Genomic DNA, 16,474 nt, shown 5'->3' with positions numbered 1-16,474 from the left:
GGAGGAGTGAGGCAGATGTCGCGCCGGAAGACCGAACGGTTGCTCAATCTCGTGATCTGCCTGCTCGCCACCCGGAGGCCACTGTCGGCCGAGCAGATCCGCCAGGCCGTCCCCGGCTACGACCGCGATGGCGACGAGGCGTTCCAGCGCATGTTCGAGCGTGACAAGAACGAGCTGCGCGAGATCGGCATCCCCATCGACGTGGTGCGCGACCCCTGGGAGGACGAGCCGGGCTACCGGATCGAGCGCGAGTCGTACGAGCTGCCGGAGATCACCCTGGAGCCCGACGAGGCCGCCGTGCTCGGCCTGGCCGCGCAGGTGTGGCAGCGGGCCAGCCTGGCCGAGGCCGCCTCGGGGGCGCTGCTGAAGCTGCGCGCCGGCGGCGTGGCCACCGACCGGCCCGTCGGCGCGTCCATGGGCGGGGTCATGGGCGCGTCCATGGGAGGGGGCGCGCTGGAGCTGCGCGTGGACACCCGCGACCCGGCCTTCCCCGCGCTGTGGGACGCCGTGCGCGACCGGCGCGTGGTGCGCTTCGACTACCGCAGCGCCGGCAGCGAGAGCGTGCGCGCCCGCACCGTCGAGCCGTGGGGCGTGGTCAGCCGCAACGGCCGCTGGTACGTGGCCGGGTTCGACCGCGACCGGCAGGCGCCGCGCGTCTTCCGGCTCAGCCGCGTCACCGGCCAGGTCACCGTCATGGGCAGGCCCGGAGCCGTCGAGGTGCCCGAAGGGGTCGATCTGCGGGGTATGGTCGGCTTTCCCGACGACTCGACGGACGAGCGGGTGGCCGTCGTGCGCGTACGCCAGGGCACGTGCGAGGGGCTTCGGCAGCTCGCCTCGGCCGTGCGCACGGGGGACGGCGGGTGGGACGAGGCCGACCTGCCCTTCACCGACCCCGAACGCCTGGCCGGCTGGATGGCCAGCCTCGGCGCCGACGTGGAGGTCGTCGAGCCGCCGGACGCCCGCGAGGCCGTCATCCGCCGACTGAAGGGGGCAATGGCATGACAGAGGAGCTGAGATGAGCGGGTCGGCCGACCGGCTGCCCAGGCTGCTGGCGCTGGTGCCGTACCTGATGTCCCACCCGGGGGCGCAGGTCGACGAGGTGGCCGCGGTGTTCGGGCTGAGCGAGAAGCAGCTCATCGACGACCTGCAGCTCGTGTGGATGTGCGGCCTGCCCGGCCACACCCCCGGCGACCTCATCGACGTCTCCTGGGACGGCGGCGAGATCATCATCGACAACGCCGAGACCATCGCCAGGCCGCTGCGGCTGGGCATCGACGAGGCCAGCGCGCTGCTGGTCGCGCTGCGGATGCTGGCCGCGACCCCCGAGCTCGCGGAAGTGCCGGGCGACGCGCTGCCCCGCGTGACGGCCAAGCTGGAGCGGGCCGCCGGCGAGGGCGCCGCCACCCTCAGCAGCCAGCTCGCGGTCGACGTGGACGCCGCCCCCGACGCGCTGCCGCGCGTGCGCGAGGGGCTCACCAGGGGCCGCCGGCTGTCGCTGCGCTACTACGTGCCCGGGCGCGACGAGGTGACGCCGCGCGAGGTCGACCCCACGCGGGTCGTGGTCGTCGACGGCCGCACCTACCTGGAGGGCTGGTGCTACCGGGCCGAGGCGATGCGGCTGTTCAGGCTCGACCGGATGCTCGGCGTGGAGGTGCTCGACGTGCCCGCCGACCCGCCGGCCGAGGCCGAGCCCATCGACGTCACCCGGGGCGTCTTCCGGCCCTCGCCCACCGACGAGCTGGTCGAGCTGGAGCTCAGCGCCGCCGGGCGGTGGGTGGCCGAGTACTACCCGTGCGAGCAGGTCACCGAGCTGGGCGAGGGGCGGCTGCGGGTGGCGCTGCGGGCCCGCGACGAGGACTGGATCCTCAAGCTGGCGCTGCGCTTGGGCGACACCGGCCGGGTCGTCTCACCCCCCGAGATGGCCGAGACCGTGCGCCAGGAGGCCGAGCGGGCCCTGGCCCTGTACGCTCACCAGTCATGACGTGGATCTACGTGGCGGCCGGGCTGTGCGTGGCGGGGCTCGGCGTGGTCGGGATCGCGGGTGCCCGCGTCGTCGTGGCGGCACGTACCCTGAAGAGGGAAATCGCCGAGGCGACGGCCCAGCTGGAGCCGAGGCGGGCCAGATTGGCGGGCCAGGGGGGTGAGACCACGCCCCAGGCAGCGTACGATCGTGGCTGAAACAGGCACTCGCTAGAAAAGGGCGTTTCATGTCGAATCTCGGAGTCCCCGAACTTCTGATCATCGCGCTGGTGCTAGTCCTGCTGTTCGGTGCGAAGAAGCTGCCCGAGATGGCCCGCGGCGTCGGCAGGTCGCTGCGCATCTTCAAGTCCGAGACGGCCAAGCTCCGTGAGGACGACGACGACAACCACACCGTCCAGGCGCAGGCGCAGGCCCCGGCTCAGCCCCAGCCCCAGCCGGCGCAGCCCCAGCAGATCCAGGCCGTCCCCGCCCCCACGCTCTCGGCGGAGGAGCAGGCCAGGCAGCTTGAGGAGCAGGCCGCCAGGCTGCGTGCCAGCGCCGCCTCCCAGGCTGAAAAGCGCGTCTGATCCCATCCCTCCTCGTCACCTGGACTGCTAGATGGCGCTGCTCAAACGGTCGAGCCGGCCCGCACCCGACTCCGAGGGCCGCATGCCCCTCATGGAGCACCTGCGCGAGCTGCGCAACAGGTTGCTCATCGCGGCCGTCGCCGTCGTCGTGGGCATCATCATCGGGTGGATCTTCTTCGATCCGGTCTGGGCGTTCATCAAGGAGCCCTTCTGTGAGACGCCGCAGGCCCAGCAGCTGCGTGTCGGCGAGTGCACGCTGACCTACGGCGGCATCTTCCAGTCGTTCTTCCTGACGTTGAAGGTCTCGGCGATGGTCGGCGTCGTCGTGTCCTCACCCGTCTGGCTCTACCAGGTCTGGGCCTTCGTCACCCCGGCCCTCTACCGCAACGAGAAGCGCTACTCGATCGCCTTCCTCGGGCTGGCGATCCCGCTGTTCGTGATCGGCGCCGCGCTGGCGTACATCATCATGGACACCAGCCTGGCCATCCTGCTCGGGTTCGCGCCGAGCGACACCGTGGCCATCATCCAGATCGACGAGTACGTCAACTACGTGCTGATCATGGTGGTGATCTTCGGCATCTCGTTCGAGCTGCCGCTACTGCTGGTGTTCCTCAACATCATCGGCGTGCTCCCCCACGCCACGGTCAAGAAGCACCGCCGCTGGGTGGTCTTCGCCATGTTCGTCTTCGGCGCGGTCATCACGCCCGGCGGCGACCCGCTGACGATGATGGCGCTGGCCGCGCCCATGGTCGTGCTGTACTTCCTGGCCGAGTTCTTCATGTTCGTGCGCGAGAAGCGCATGCCCGCCACCGAGGACTTCTCCCACCTGTCCGACGACGAGGCCTCCCCGCTGGTGGAGGACTCCGCTCCGGTCGACGACGATCGCCCCGGGGAGGATTCCGGTTCCACGCGCTAGGCGATAGGTTCCGGGCGTGGCCCCTCAACTCGCCCTGCTCGTCAACCCCGCCGCCCGAGGCGGCCGTACGCTGCGCCTGCTCGAGCCCGTGGCGCGCCGGCTGCGCGCCGGCGGGGCCGAGCTGTCGGTGATCGTCGGCGACGACGCCGCCGACGCCCTCGCGCGGGCCTGCACCGCCGTGGCCGAGCGCCCCGACGCACTCGTGGCCTTCGGCGGCGACGGGCTGGTGCACCTGGCCGTGCAGGCCGTGGCCGGCACCGACGTGCAGCTCGGCATCATCCCCGCCGGCACCGGCAACGACATCGCGGCCGCGCTCGGGCTGCCGTGCGCCGACCCCGTCGCGGCGGCCCGCGTCGTGCTGCGCATGAAGTCGCGCCTGGTGGACGTCGCCCGGATCCGGGCCGGGCAGGCGGACGAGGTGTTCGCGGGGGTGATGTGCTGCGGGTTCGACTCCCGGGTCAACGAGCGGGCCAACCGCAAGACGTGGCCGCCGGGGATGGCGCGCTACGCGGTGGCGACGGTGGAGGAGCTGCGCTCGTTCCGGCCGATCCCGTTCCGGGTGACCCTCGACGACGGGGAGGTCATCGAACGCGAGGCCATGCTGGTGGCGGTGGCCAACACCTGCTCGTACGGGGCGGGCATGCGGGTGTGCCCCGACGCGCGGCCCGACGACGGGCTGCTGGACGTGATGATGCTGGACGCGGTGTCCAAGGCCGAGTTCCTGCGGGTCTTCCCGAGCGTCTACCGGGGGACGCACGTGGGGCACCGGGCGGTGACGGTGCGGCGGGTGCGGAGCGTGCGGCTGGAGGCCGCCGACGTTCTCGCCTACGCCGACGGCGAACGCGTGGGCCCCGCGCCGATCCAGTGCGAGGTGCGCCCTGGGGCGTTACGGGTCATCGTTTGAAATCTACATTGTAAAGGCGCTCGGTCGGACGCCGGCCGGTCTACGGGGGGACCGACCGGAAAGGCGATTTCGGTAGGCTGGCGGGTATGACAACGCCAGCGGAACGCTATGCGGCCTTCCGTCAGAAGTATGGGGACGACGGGGCCGCGGTGAGATCGTTCCGAGGTCTCTACGACTTCGAGCTGGACGACTTCCAGCTAGACGCCTGCCGCGCCCTGGAGGCCGGAGACGGCGTGCTGGTGGCGGCGCCCACGGGGTCGGGCAAGACGGTGGTCGGCGAGTTCGCCGTCCACCTGGCCTTGGAGCAGGGCCAGAAGTGCTTCTACACCACCCCCATCAAGGCGCTGTCCAACCAGAAGTACAACGACCTGGTCAAACGCTACGGCACCGCCAAGGTGGGCCTGCTGACCGGCGACAACAGCGTCAACGGCGAGGCCCCCATCGTCGTCATGACCACCGAGGTGCTGCGCAACATGCTCTACGCCGGGTCGGCGACCCTGGCGGGGCTCGGGTTCGTGGTCATGGACGAGGTCCACTACCTCGCCGACCGCTTCCGTGGCGCGGTGTGGGAAGAGGTGATCATCCACCTGCCGGAGTCGGTGCGGCTGGTGGCGCTGTCGGCGACGGTCAGCAACGCCGAGGAGTTCGGCGAGTGGCTGGGCGAGGTGCGCGGCGACACCACGGTGATCGTGGACGAGCACCGTCCGGTGCCGCTGTGGCAGCACATGATGGTGGGCCACCGCCTCTACGACATGTTCGTGAACGACGACCTGACCCCGCGCGTCAACCCCACGCTGATGCGGGTGACGCGCGACGCCGAGCGGCTGACGGCGGGGCGGGGCAGGCGCGGCTACGGCCGCCCGCAGCGTTCGCGCCCGCCGGACCGCGTGCAGGTGATCGAGCGGCTCGACGGCGAGGGGCTGCTGCCGGCGATCACGTTCATCTTCTCCCGCGCGGGGTGCGACGCCGCCGTTCAGCAGTGCCTGTACGCCGGGATCCGGCTCACGACCGACCGCGAGCGGCACGAGATCAGGCAGCTCGTGGACGAGCGCACCGCGCATCTGCCGGACGAGGACCTGGCCGTCCTGGGCTACCTGGAGTGGCGTGACTGCCTGGAGCGCGGGCTGGCCTCGCACCACGCGGGCATGCTGCCGGCGTTCAAGGAGGTCGTGGAGGAGCTGTTCACGCGCGGGCTGGTCAAGGCCGTGTTCGCGACGGAGACGCTCGCGCTGGGCATCAACATGCCGGCGCGCAGCGTGGTGATCGAGAAGCTCGACAAGTGGAACGGCGAGACGCACGCCGACCTCACGCCCGGCGAGTACACCCAGCTGACCGGGCGGGCGGGGCGGCGCGGCATCGACGTCGAGGGCCACGCGGTGGTGCTGTGGCAGCAGGGCATGGATCCGCTGTCGGTGGCGGGGCTGGCCGGCACGCGTACGTATCCGCTGCGGTCGAGCTTCCAGCCGTCGTACAACATGGCGGTCAACCTCGTCGGGCAGTTCGGCCGGGAGCGGGCCAGGACGCTGCTGGAGGAGTCGTTCGCGCAGTTCCAGGCCGACCGGGCGGTGGTCGGGCTGGCCAAGCAGCTGCGCAAGCACGAGGAGGCGCTGGAGGGCTACCAGGAGGCCATGACGTGCCACCTGGGAGACTTCCCCGAGTACGCGGCGCTACGCCGCCGGCTCTCCGACCGTGAGGCCGAGCTGGCCAGGCAGCGCGGCGCCGCGCGCCGGGCGGCCGCGGTGCGGTCGCTGGAGGCGCTGCAGCCGGGTGACGTCATCCGGGTGCCGGGCGGGCGCCGGGCGGGGCTGGCGATCGTGCTCGATCCGGGCCGCAACCCGCGCGGTCAGGGGCCGAGCCCGCTGGTGCTGACGATCGGCAAGCAGGTCAAGAAGCTCGACCCGGCGGACTTCCCCGTCCCGGTCGAGCCGCTGGAGAAGCTGCGCATCCCGAAGAACTTCAACGGCCGCTCGCCCAAGGAGCGTGCCAACCTCGTCTCCACGCTGCTGGCCAAGCTGGGCGACCGCGACCTGGGCAAGCCGGCCAGGGCGCGTGACCACACGGTGGAGGATGACGAGGTCAACGAGCTGCGCCGGCTCATCCGCCAGCACCCGTGCCACGGCTGCGACGAGCGTGAGGACCACGCCCGCTGGGCCGAGCGCTACTACAAGCTGCTGCGCGAGACCGAGGGGCTGCGCCGGCGGGTCGAGGGGCGCTCGCACGTCATCTCGCGCACGTTCGACCGGATCTGCTCGGTGCTGGAGCAGCTCGGCTACCTCGAGGGGGAGGCCGTCACCGACGAGGGCCGCCGGCTGGGCCGTATCTACACCGAGCTCGACCTGCTGACCGCCGAGTCGCTGCGCAAGGGGTTGTGGGAGGAGCTCGACCCGGCGGAGCTGGCGGCGTGCGTGTCGGCGCTGGTGTTCGAGTCGCGGGCCGCCGATGACGCGCGCCGGCCGAAGGTGCCCGCCGGGCGGACGCAGGAGGCGCTGACGTCGATGATCCGGCTGTGGGGGGAGCTGGAGGGCATCGAGTCCGACCATGGGCTGTCCACGATCAGGGAGCCGGATCTGGCGTTCGCGTGGGCGGCGTTCCGGTGGACGAAGGGGCACACTCTGGATGCCGTCCTGCGGGACGGGGTGAACGGCAACGAGCTGGCGGCCGGTGACTTCGTACGGTGGGTCAAGCAGCTGATGGACCTGCTCGGTCAGCTCGGGAACGCGGCCCCGCCGGGCAGCAAGATCAAGCAGACGGCGGGCAAGGCGGTCGACGCGATGCGGCGCGGCGTGGTGGCCTACTCCTCGCTCACCTGACCTTCGGAAAGGTCCGACCCGCCCCCTGCCGGGGGGCGGGTCTCAGTTGTCCTTGGCGATCGCGCCGATCGTCAGGAGCAGGCCCGCGACGCCTGCCACGGCGCTCACGACGGTCAGGGCGGTGCCGTCGAGCACCAGGTGCAGCAGGCCGAAGTGCTTGCCGAAGAAGTGGTCGGCGATGAGGCCGCCGAAGCCCTGGATCATGAGGATGACGCCGAGGAATGCCATGCGTCCATGATCCCCTGCTCAGACGTCCGATCCATCGGACCAAAGTATCGGGTGACCTACACCTTGGAACCAGTTCTGAGCAGCATCCTTTGGGATTACCGTTACCCGAGTTAGCGGTTCTTTTTATTTACGCTCGATTTAACGGGTGCGGGCGACGGCCTTTGTCGGCTGGTTTCTGTGGTCAAATTCCTTTTAAATAGGCGATATCTCGTGCTTTGTCGCATTTCGGGTGCTAACGTGCGATTTGTGCAAGTAGGCAAACGGGGGAGGAATCATGGCTAGCACTCAGCTCACCAGGTTCGACTTCCAGCAGCGCTGCTGCCGTCGCCGCAGGCGTTGGGGCTGCGGTTGGCGCGGTTGGCGCTGCCGCTCCCGGCGCTGGTGGTGGGGGTGGTAAACCGCTCCCGTGAGAGCCGGTGGCCTGGCCGCCGGCTCTCATTGACTGTCTCCGGCCGCGAACTCGCCCCGGCGATTTCCATTCGCCGCACTTTCCGCGAGTTCTGGCCGGACACCCGCGGGTTGCGCCGCCTATTCGCGGCCGGCGTCGTGTTCGCCGTCGTGGCCGCGCTCTGCGAGGTCGCCGCGATCCGCCTGTTCGGCCACATCACCGACGAGGTGCTGACCACCCGGCGGCTGGGCGAGTTCTGGGCCCCGGCGTCCATCTGGCTCGGGCTCGCCGCGATCGCCGGGGTGACGTCGTTCGCGGCGACGTACAGCACCGCGCTGGGCGCCGAACGGTTCCTGCTGGCTCTGCGCGACCGCGTCTACGCGCACCTGCAGACGCTCGCGCCGGACTTCTCGGAGAACCGCCGCCTCGGCGACCTGATGGCCCGGCTGACCGACGACATCGAGGCCATCGAGGAACTCGTGGGGTCCGGGCTGGTCAAGGCGCTCACCACGGCGGCCAGTGTGGTGTTCTTCGCGGGGGCGGCCTTCTTCATCCGCTGGGACCTCGCGCTCCTCACGATGGCGCTGATCCCGCTGTTCCTGGTGGTCTCCAAGGTGTTCGCGGGCAGGTTCAGAACGGCCGCGGCCCGGGAGCGCTACAGCAACGGCGCCATGAACAGCGTCCTGGAGGAGGGGCTGGCCAACCAGCCGCTCGTGCAGGCGTACAACCGGCAGGAGGCCGAGTCGCGCCGCCTGCACCGGGAGGGCGGCATGTGGCTGCGCGCCAACATGTCGCAGGCCTGGCTGTCCGGCCTGTATGGGCCCACCGTCCAGGTCATCGAGACCGTCTGCCTGATCGTCATCCTCGGGTTCGGCGCGTGGGAGATCGCCGCGGGCCGGCTGACCCTGGGCGGCCTGCTGGCCTTCGCCGCGTACCTGGCACTGCTGTACCCGGCGGTCCAGTCGCTGGGAGAGCTGGCGCTGACGGTGTCGGAGGCGGCGGCCGGGTCCGACCGGGTCATCGAGATCCTCAAGGTCAGGCCCGCCGTCACCGACGCCCAGGACGCCGTGCCCGCCGGGCGGGGCCGGGGCCTGGTCGAGTTCGACCGGGTCGCGTTCACGTACCCGAGGCGCGGGCGGCAGGTGCTGCGGAATGTGACGTTCACCGCCTCGCCCGGCAAGGTCGTCGTCCTCACCGGGCCCAGCGGGGTGGGCAAGTCCACGCTGGCCAAGCTGATGCTGCGCTTCTACGACCCGGAAGCGGGCCGCATCCTGCTGGACGGGGTCGACATCCGGCGCCTGACGCGGCGGTCGCTGCGCGAGAACATCACGATCCTGCACCAGGAGACGCTGCTGTTCTCGGGGTCCGTACGCGACAACATCGCCTACGGCCGCCCTGGCGCCTCGCTGGAGGAGATCGTCAGGGCGGCGGAGGCGGCGGGGGTGCACGAGTTCGCCGAACTCCTGCCGCAGGGCTACGACACGCCGGTGGGGCAGCGGGGGCGGCTCCTGTCCGGCGGCCAGCGGCAGCGGATCGCCATCGCCAGGGCGGTCCTGCGGGACGCGCCGGTGCTGGTGCTCGACGAGCCCATGACGGGGCTGGACGAGGCCACGGCCGCGCAGGTCATGAAGCCGCTGCTGCGGCTCATGGCCGGACGGACGACGCTCCTCATCACGCACGACCTGCGCTTCGTGCCGGAGGGGGCGCGCATCGTGGAGCTGTCGCCCGTGCACAGGGAGGAGCGCATCCGCCTCAAGCGCTTCGCCCGCACCCACCCGCGCCCGCTGACCACGGACGGCCCCTCCCTGACCGACCGCCGGACCACGAACCCCTGACCGCCCCGTCCCGAAACACCCGCCCTTTCGGGGGCGGGTGTTTCGGTGTCCGGGGTGCCGGTCGTCGGGGATCGGGACGGGTGCGGGGGCGAGGGGGCGTCGATAGAATCGGAGAGATCCCTCCGTTTGTTGAAGGCAGGTTCGTTCATGGGCGACGACCACAGCTCGGCCCGGCCGTTGCGGGCCGACGCCCGGCGCAACCGGGAGCGGGTGCTGCAGATCGCGCAGGAGGCCCTGGCCAGTGACGGCCTGACGATCTCCTTCGACGAGATCGCGCGGCGGGCCGGGTTCGGGGTGGGCACCGTCTACCGGCACTTCCCGACCAAGGAGGCGCTGTTCGAGGCCGTGCTGCTGGGGCGGATCGAGCGGTTCGTGGCCGACGCCCGCGCGCTGGCCACGGCGGAGGATCCCGGGAAGGCGTTCTTCGCCTGGTTCGCCAAGGTGGTCGAGCAGGCGTCGGAGAGCCAGGCGCTGTGCGACATGCTGGACAGCGGGGCCGGGATGAAGGTCTCGTTGCAGGACGATCTCGGCAGGGCCGTCGCCCGATTACTGGTCAGGGCGCAGCGGGCCGGGGCGGCGCGCGGGGATCTGGCGGGGGAGGACGTGCTGGATCTGCTGCGCGGATGCCTGGTGGCCGAGCGCAGGGCGCGGGCCAGAGGGGCGACGGTACGGATGGCGGACGTGGTCTGCGACGGCATGCGGGTGAAGGGGGCCTGAGCCCCGTGGCGGGAGACTGACCGGCCGGTCAAAGCGGTGTCGTCATTCGTTCACGGAACGTCACCTTAGGGGCAGTTTTTCGGCCGATCGTGCTGGAAATCCCCATGTCAGAGACATCCTCGGACGCACTCGCCGAGGCCCGCCCCCTCGGACGCGCGGCGTCCGGCCGGCCCCGTTCGGAGGTAGCCACCCCATGTTCGCCCTTGTCGCCGCACTGCTGTTCGTGCTCGCCCTCGTCTTCGAGATCGCCGGCCTCGCGGTCGGCAGCGTAGTCACCGTCGCCACGCTCGGCACCGCCGGGCTGCTCTGCGTCGCGCTCCACCTCATGGGTGTGGGCGCGGGGTGGAGCGTGCTGAAGAAGTGACGCCCAGGGCAGGGCCGCGCGCGGTGCATGCCGTGCGCGGTCCTGCGGGGCGCAGGAAGGTCACGTCGCCCGAGGTTCACGTCGCCCGAGGTTCACGTCGCCAGGGTGAAGCGGACCTCGCGGGTGGCCGGGTCGGCCTGCGTCAGGCGTACCGTGACCTGCTCGCCGAGGGGGAGCGGGCCGTCGCAGCGGGCGATCACGGCCGGGTTGACGAGCTGCACCTGCCCGCCCCCGCGGCGCTCGTCCACGTCGATCACCACCGCGTCGAACGCCTGCCCGATCCGTTCCCGCAGCAGGAACGCCTCCACCAGGTCCACGCACGCCCGCTCCACCGCCCCGGCGCGCCGTCCGGTCGAGCTCATGACGCCGGGCAGGGCCGCCAGGCCCGCCCGGATGTCGGACGGCACCGGCACGCCCGCCGCGACCGCCAGGCACACCTCGGTCGCGTACCGGTCGACCAGGCGTCGCAGGGGCGCCGTGACGTGCGCGTACGGCGCCGCCACCGCCGCGTGCTCGGCCAGCTTGGGCGGCGCGCCGTCGAAGGCCACGTAGCCCGCGCCGCGCAGCAGCACCTTGGACTCGTGCAGGAACGCCGCCTGCTGCGGGTTCTTGGGGTCCAGGTCGTGCACCACGGCGCCGTAGGCGGCCCCGTCGGGCCAGGGGACGTCCAGCGCCTGGGCCACCCTGCGGACCTTCGCCAGGTCGTCGGCGTGCGGCCGGGGCAGCACGCGCAGGATGCCGATCTCGGCGTCGAGCATCATCGAGGCCGCGGCCATGCCGGTCAGCAGGGAGATCTGGGCGTTCCACGCCTCGGCGGGCAGCGGCAGCCGGAACTCCAGCCGGTAGGCGCCGTCGCCGTCGGAGACCACCTCCTGCTCGGGGGTGGGCAGGGTGACGCCGCCGCGCTCGCGTTCGAGGGCGAGGCGCAGGCGGCCGATCTCGGCCAGCAGCCCCAGGACGCCGTCGGCGGTGCCGGTGTCGACGGCCGCCTGCACGTAGGCGTAGTCGAGACGCTCGCGGCTGCGGACGAGCGCGCGCTGCACGTCGGCGCCGACCGTGCGGCCGTCGGCGTCGAGGTCGATGCGCCAGACCGCGGCCGGCCGCAGCGCGCCGGGCAGCAGGCTGGCCGCGTCCTCCGACAGGACCTTGGGGTGCAGCGGCACCTTGCCCGCGGGCAGGTAGACGGTCTCGCCTCTGGTGCGGGCCTCGGCGTCGATGGGGCCGCCCGGGCGGACGAACGCGCCGACGTCGGCGATCGCGTACCAGACGCGGTAGCCGGCGCGCAGCCGCTCCAGGTGCACCGCCTGGTCGAGGTCCATCGAGCCGGGCGGGTCGATGGTGACGAACGGCACGTCGGACAGGTCCTCGGCGTCGAGCCGCGGCACCTTCGCCACCCACGCCGCCTCGTCGAGCACGGTGCGGGGGAAGCCGTCCGGCAGGTCGAGCTCCCGCCTGACGCGTTCGAACCCGTCCTCCAGCTTCAGGGGTATCTGATCGGGAACCTGAATCACGCCTGACAACCTACAGGTGGCGGGTGTTCAGGTGAGGGGCGCCTCCAGGCCGGTGATGCGCAGCAGCCGCCGGAGGGCGGGCGGGACGCCGGTGAGACGCAGCGGGGTCTGCTGGGCGCGGGCGTGGTTGCGGGCGCAGACGAGGATGCCGAGCCCGGCGGCGTCGATGAAGGTCAGCCGGCTCACCTCGATGACCAGCGCGACCTGCTTGTGCGGGGCGCGTGCCGCCTCCTGCAGCAGGTCGAGCAGGTGGGCGCGCAGGCGCTCGGTGGTGGCGATGTCGAGCTCGCCGGACACGCTGACGGTAAGGCTCCCGTTGTGGCGGGTGGTGCTCAGCTGTAGTGGCTCCATGAATCGGCTCCGCGCTCTGGCAGGGCCGGGAACCTCCTGCCGGTTGCGGGCCAGCCCTTGCGTTGGGCACCTGTTGCCATGATGGCGTCACTGAGAGCGACAGTGTTCGATCTGAGTGTACATGTCTGTTCAGTGCTGAACGGAGATGCAGGTGGAGAGAGCTAATCCCCAGGAGAACAATTCCGGTTACCAGATGTAAAAACCATCACACCATCAGCGGACTTCAAGCCCGAGAAGGATGAGATCACACAAAGCGGTGAAGTCATCCTCGATGCCCGGCCGGCTCCATTCGGCGGCGTGCGCCGGGTTGTGGAAGCGTACCGCCGCGTCGAAGACGGCGCGGGCGGTGGCGGCGGGGTCGGGGGCGGCGAACTCGCCCCGGGCGAGCCCGGCGTCCACGATCTGCCGGATCTGGCCGACCAGGTCGGCGACGTGCCCCTCGACGACCTGGCTGGACTCGGTCACCAGGGACACGTACGTGGCGAACAGCTCGGGGTCGTCCAGCGCCCGCTTGCGCTTGGAGCGGAACAGCGCGCCCAGCCATTCGCGCAGCCGCACGCCGGCCGGGGCGTCGGAGGCCAGCACCGTGGCCAGCTCGGCATGGGCCTGGTCGAGCCAGCGCTGGGTCACGGCCTCGCGCAGGGCCGTCTTGCTGGGGAAGTGCCGGTAGACGCTGCCGTGGCTGACGCCGAGCGCCCGGGCGACGTCGACGACCGTGGCCTTGGCCGGACCGTAGCGGCGCAGGACGTCCTGGGCCGCCGAGAGGATCTGGTCCGGTGTCAGGATGCCATCTGTCACCTTTCCAATTCTGTCAGCCGCCCGGGTATACACGATCCCGTGGGTGCGTGCTAGCCGCATTTACAGAAATTTGTGCATTCATCCGGTCGGATCACACTACGCTGCTACCGCTGTCAGGTACGAGGGGAAAGCAAACAACATCGTGTGGATCGCAGTCGTAGTGCTGGCCGCCATTGTCGTGGGGGCGACGGTCTGGTGGTTCCGCCGTGACCCGGCCGGCCGTGACGCCGGTGACGCCGGCACCACCGTCGAGGCGGACATGGATCTCGGGATCCCGGCGGAGGTCGAGCCCGCGTTCATGGAGGGGCTGCGGGCCTACCCGCTGCGGGCGGGCGGCCGGCGGGGGGTGCTCACGACGTACGAGCCGCCCCGGCTGATCTCGCTGCACCTGCTCGCCGACGCCTTCGCGGCCCGGGGGGACGCCGCGCTGCACGATCCGCAGGGCACGGTCGTGGCCCTGATCGCGCACCTCGGGGCGGTGGAGCGGCCCGGGGTGCTGCACCTGCGCGCGGACTGGCTGGACGGCGAGGTGGACGGCATGGACCGGGCCGCCTTCGCCGAGGCGGTGCGCGAGGCCGTGTCCGGCGCGTGCCCCTGGTGGGCCGACCCCGCCGTTGGAGCGTTGCAGGTCACCGTGGGTGAGACCAACACGATGATGCTCGACCTGGCCAGGGTGCTCGAGCTGTACCGGGAGGCCCGGGAGAAGCAGCCCGAGGCCGCGGCCGGGGAGCTGCTGCGCGAGGTCGCGCCGCGCCTGATCGCCGCCGGCGGGCCGGGGCTCACCTGGACGAAGCCGCCCACGCAGGCGGACCTGCGCGTCGTGCTCGGCGGCACGCCCGAGCCCGCCTGACGCCGCGTCGCGGCGGCCCTTCCGGCTCTCGCCCCGGAGGGGCCGCCCCATGATCGAGGCAAGTGTGCTGTTCCTGTAGGTTCGCGTCGTAACGCCGAGCTGAACGAGGAGCCTGACTTGTCACCCCTCATCCTCTCCGCCGCGGGGGCCGCCCTGGTGCTGGACGCCTCGGGCTCCGGCCTGCCGCGCGTGCGCCACTTCGGGGCCGACCTCGGGTCCGCGACCGGCGCCGACCTGGCGCCGGCGCTGGCCTCCCTCACCGCCGCGCCGCCGCTGCTGCCCGCCCAGGGAGACAGCTGGTACGGCAGGCCGGGCCTGTCGGGCGGCCGGGACGGCGAGCACTGGCCGGTTCGCTGGACGCTGGACCGGTTCGACGCGGACGCGACGCCCGGCCGGGGCGGCACGGTGACCGTCGCGGCCTCCGACGCCCGCGCGGGCCTGGAGCTGGTCAGCGAGCTGGCCATGGACGGCGGCGGCCTGGTGACGATGCGGCACACGCTGACGAACACCGCCGCCGCCCCGTACCGGTTGGAGGGGCTGGTCTGCGCGCTGCCGGTGCCGGCGCGCGCCGGCGAGCTGCTGGACTTCACCGGCCGGTGGGCGCTGGAGAAGGTGCCGCAGCGCACGGCGTTCGGGTACGGCGTGTGGTCGCGGGAGAACCGGCGCGGCCGGACCGGGCACGACGGCACGGGGCTGCTGGTGGCCGGGACCGCGGGGTTCGGGTTCCGGGGCGGCGAGGTGTGGGGGGTGCACGCGGGCTGGAGCGGCAACCACCTCCACTACGCCGAGCGGCTGGCCGAGGGCCCGGCGCTGCTGGCGGCGGGCGAGCTGCTGGAGCCCGGCGAGATCGTGCTGGCCGAGGGGGAGAGTTACCGCACGCCGACGGCGTACTTCACCTGGTCGGGCGGCGGGCTGGACGAGGCGAGCACGAGGCTGCACGACCACCTGCGCGCCGCCCGCCCGCTGGGGGTGCGCCCGGTCACGCTGAACAACTGGGAGGCCACCTACTTCGACCACGGCCTCGACCGGCTGCTGGAGCTGGCCGACAAGGCCGCGGCGGCGGGGATCGAGCGGTTCGTGCTCGACGACGGCTGGTTCCGCCACCGCCGCCACGACCGGGCCGGGCTCGGCGACTGGTACGTCGACGAGGGCGTCTGGCCGGACGGCCTGAACCCCCTCGCCGAGCACGTGCGCAAGCTCGGCATGCAGTTCGGGCTGTGGTTCGAGCCGGAGATGGTCAACCCGGACTCCGACCTGCTGCGCGCGCACCCCGACTGGATCCTCGGGCAGGCCGAGCGCATGCCGCCGCCGCAGCGCAACCAGCAGGTGCTCGACCTGGCCAGGCCCGAGGCGTACGACTATCTGCTGGAGCGGCTGGACAGCCTGGTGAGCGAGTACGCGCTCGACTACATCAAGTGGGACCACAACCGCGACATCGCCGAGCCGGTGCACGACGGGGTGCCCGGGGTGCACGCGCAGACGCTGGCGGCGTACCGGCTGCTGGACGAGCTGCGGGCCCGTCACCCCGAGCTGGAGATCGAGTCGTGCTCGTCGGGCGGCGCCCGCGTCGACTTCGGCGTGCTGGCCCGCACCGACCGGGTGTGGACGTCCGACTGCAACGACGCGCTCGACCGGCAGGCGATCCAGCGCTGGACCGGGCTGCTCGTGCCGCCGGAGCGGATGGGCAGCCACGTCGGCGCGCCGCAGGACCACAGCACGGGCCGGTCGCTGCCGCTGGCCTTCCGGGCCGCGACCGCGCTGTTCGGGCACATGGGCGTGGAGTGGGACCTGACCTCGGCGAGCCAGGCGGAGCTGGAGGAGCTGGCCGAGTGGATCGCCCTGCACAAGCGGCTGCGGCCGACGCTGCACGCCGGGCGGGTGGTGCGGGCCGATTATCCGGACCCGTCGGCGCTGCTGCACGGGGTGGTGCTGCCGGAGCGCGGGGTGTTCGCGTTCGTCCAGCTCACCTCCAGGACCGCGATCGGGCCCGCGCCGCTGAGGCTGCCCGGGCTCGACCCGGCGGCGACGTACGAGGTGCGGGTCGCGGGACCCAAGCCCCGCGCGGCCGGGCTGCCGGAGTGGACCTCGGGCCCGGTGCGGCTGAGCGGCGCGGTCCTGGGCGAGCTGGGGCTGCCCGCTCCCGTGCTGCGGGCCGAGTCGGCGCTGGTCTTCGAGGTCGAGCGGGTGTAAGGGGCCTGTCATGAACGGGCCATGCGGTTAGGGCGGTTTAATGCCGTCGCAACCGCGCCGTTCGTG

The 16,474-nt window shown here is 71.9% G+C and carries 16 protein-coding genes; 12 read left to right on the top strand and 4 right to left on the bottom strand.

Annotation, left to right across the window (positions count from 1 at the left end):
* Window positions 1-15 precede the first annotated feature (15 nt).
* The 7 genes from H4W80_RS14345 to H4W80_RS14315 all read left to right on the top strand — a co-directional run bounded on the left by H4W80_RS14345 (window position 16) and on the right by H4W80_RS14315 (window position 7,176).
* Window positions 16-1,002 (top strand): helix-turn-helix transcriptional regulator, encoded by a 987-nt coding sequence (locus H4W80_RS14345; RefSeq protein WP_192785550.1) that lies wholly within the window; start codon window positions 16-18, stop codon window positions 1,000-1,002.
* A 13-nt stretch (window positions 1,003-1,015) separates the two neighbouring features.
* Window positions 1,016-1,981 (top strand): helix-turn-helix transcriptional regulator, encoded by a 966-nt coding sequence (locus tag H4W80_RS14340; RefSeq protein ID WP_192785549.1) that lies wholly within the window; start codon window positions 1,016-1,018, stop codon window positions 1,979-1,981.
* A complete protein-coding gene (locus H4W80_RS14335) occupies window positions 1,978-2,178 on the top strand; it encodes a hypothetical protein (RefSeq protein WP_192785548.1) in 201 nt (66 codons plus the stop codon). Before H4W80_RS14340 ends, H4W80_RS14335 begins: the two co-directional genes overlap by 4 nt.
* A gap of 29 nt (window positions 2,179-2,207) precedes the next feature.
* Window positions 2,208-2,546: a Sec-independent protein translocase subunit TatA gene (tatA, locus tag H4W80_RS14330; protein ID WP_192785547.1), complete on the top strand. Its 339-nt coding sequence runs from the start codon at window positions 2,208-2,210 to the stop codon at window positions 2,544-2,546.
* A 31-nt stretch (window positions 2,547-2,577) separates the two neighbouring features.
* Complete coding sequence (gene tatC / locus H4W80_RS14325; protein ID WP_192785546.1) at window positions 2,578-3,462, top strand: twin-arginine translocase subunit TatC; 885 nt, start codon at window positions 2,578-2,580, stop codon at window positions 3,460-3,462.
* A gap of 16 nt (window positions 3,463-3,478) precedes the next feature.
* Window positions 3,479-4,366, top strand: a complete 888-nt coding sequence (locus H4W80_RS14320; protein WP_192785545.1) for a diacylglycerol/lipid kinase family protein — start codon at window positions 3,479-3,481, stop codon at window positions 4,364-4,366.
* 86 nt (window positions 4,367-4,452) lie between these two features.
* On the top strand, window positions 4,453-7,176 hold the full coding sequence (locus H4W80_RS14315; protein WP_192785544.1) for a DEAD/DEAH box helicase: 2,724 nt from the start codon (window positions 4,453-4,455) through the stop codon (window positions 7,174-7,176).
* A 42-nt stretch (window positions 7,177-7,218) separates the two neighbouring features.
* On the opposite strand, the gene H4W80_RS14310 is transcribed toward H4W80_RS14315, so the two are convergent.
* The gene (locus H4W80_RS14310; RefSeq protein ID WP_192785543.1) at window positions 7,219-7,404 is read right to left on the bottom strand and encodes a hypothetical protein; all 186 of its coding nucleotides are present in this window, start codon (window positions 7,402-7,404) and stop codon (window positions 7,219-7,221) included.
* Window positions 7,405-7,923: 519 nt separating this feature from the next.
* Here H4W80_RS14310 and H4W80_RS14305 point away from each other — a divergent pair.
* The 3 genes from H4W80_RS14305 to H4W80_RS14295 all read left to right on the top strand — a co-directional run bounded on the left by H4W80_RS14305 (window position 7,924) and on the right by H4W80_RS14295 (window position 10,708).
* Complete coding sequence (locus H4W80_RS14305) at window positions 7,924-9,627, top strand: ABC transporter ATP-binding protein (protein ID WP_225963439.1); 1,704 nt, start codon at window positions 7,924-7,926, stop codon at window positions 9,625-9,627.
* 147 nt (window positions 9,628-9,774) lie between these two features.
* Window positions 9,775-10,344: a TetR/AcrR family transcriptional regulator gene (locus H4W80_RS14300; protein ID WP_192785541.1), complete on the top strand. Its 570-nt coding sequence runs from the start codon at window positions 9,775-9,777 to the stop codon at window positions 10,342-10,344.
* A 193-nt stretch (window positions 10,345-10,537) separates the two neighbouring features.
* Entirely contained in the window at window positions 10,538-10,708 is a 171-nt protein-coding gene (locus H4W80_RS14295; RefSeq protein WP_192785540.1) for a hypothetical protein, read from the top strand.
* Between the two features lie 92 nt (window positions 10,709-10,800).
* On the opposite strand, the gene H4W80_RS14290 is transcribed toward H4W80_RS14295, so the two are convergent.
* The 3 genes from H4W80_RS14290 to H4W80_RS14280 all read right to left on the bottom strand — a co-directional run bounded on the left by H4W80_RS14290 (window position 10,801) and on the right by H4W80_RS14280 (window position 13,368).
* Window positions 10,801-12,219, bottom strand: a complete 1,419-nt coding sequence (locus H4W80_RS14290) for an RNB domain-containing ribonuclease (RefSeq protein ID WP_192785539.1) — start codon at window positions 12,217-12,219, stop codon at window positions 10,801-10,803.
* 27 nt (window positions 12,220-12,246) lie between these two features.
* Window positions 12,247-12,570 (bottom strand): STAS domain-containing protein, encoded by a 324-nt coding sequence (locus H4W80_RS14285; RefSeq protein WP_192785538.1) that lies wholly within the window; start codon window positions 12,568-12,570, stop codon window positions 12,247-12,249.
* 213 nt (window positions 12,571-12,783) lie between these two features.
* A complete protein-coding gene (locus H4W80_RS14280; RefSeq protein ID WP_318786860.1) occupies window positions 12,784-13,368 on the bottom strand; it encodes a TetR/AcrR family transcriptional regulator in 585 nt (194 codons plus the stop codon).
* A 142-nt stretch (window positions 13,369-13,510) separates the two neighbouring features.
* Here H4W80_RS14280 and H4W80_RS14275 point away from each other — a divergent pair, with 142 nt between their 5' ends.
* Both H4W80_RS14275 and H4W80_RS14270 read left to right on the top strand, forming a co-directional pair.
* Window positions 13,511-14,218 (top strand): hypothetical protein, encoded by a 708-nt coding sequence (locus H4W80_RS14275; protein ID WP_192785536.1) that lies wholly within the window; start codon window positions 13,511-13,513, stop codon window positions 14,216-14,218.
* A gap of 117 nt (window positions 14,219-14,335) precedes the next feature.
* Window positions 14,336-16,408: an alpha-galactosidase gene (locus H4W80_RS14270; protein WP_192785535.1), complete on the top strand. Its 2,073-nt coding sequence runs from the start codon at window positions 14,336-14,338 to the stop codon at window positions 16,406-16,408.
* Window positions 16,409-16,474: the final 66 nt, after the last annotated feature.

It is taken from the genome of Nonomuraea angiospora (genome assembly GCF_014873145.1).
GTDB classification, from domain to species: Bacteria; Actinomycetota; Actinomycetes; order Streptosporangiales; family Streptosporangiaceae; genus Nonomuraea; species Nonomuraea angiospora.
Note: the sequence above shows the minus strand (reverse complement) of the source record. Positions and strands in the feature narration are given on the sequence as shown.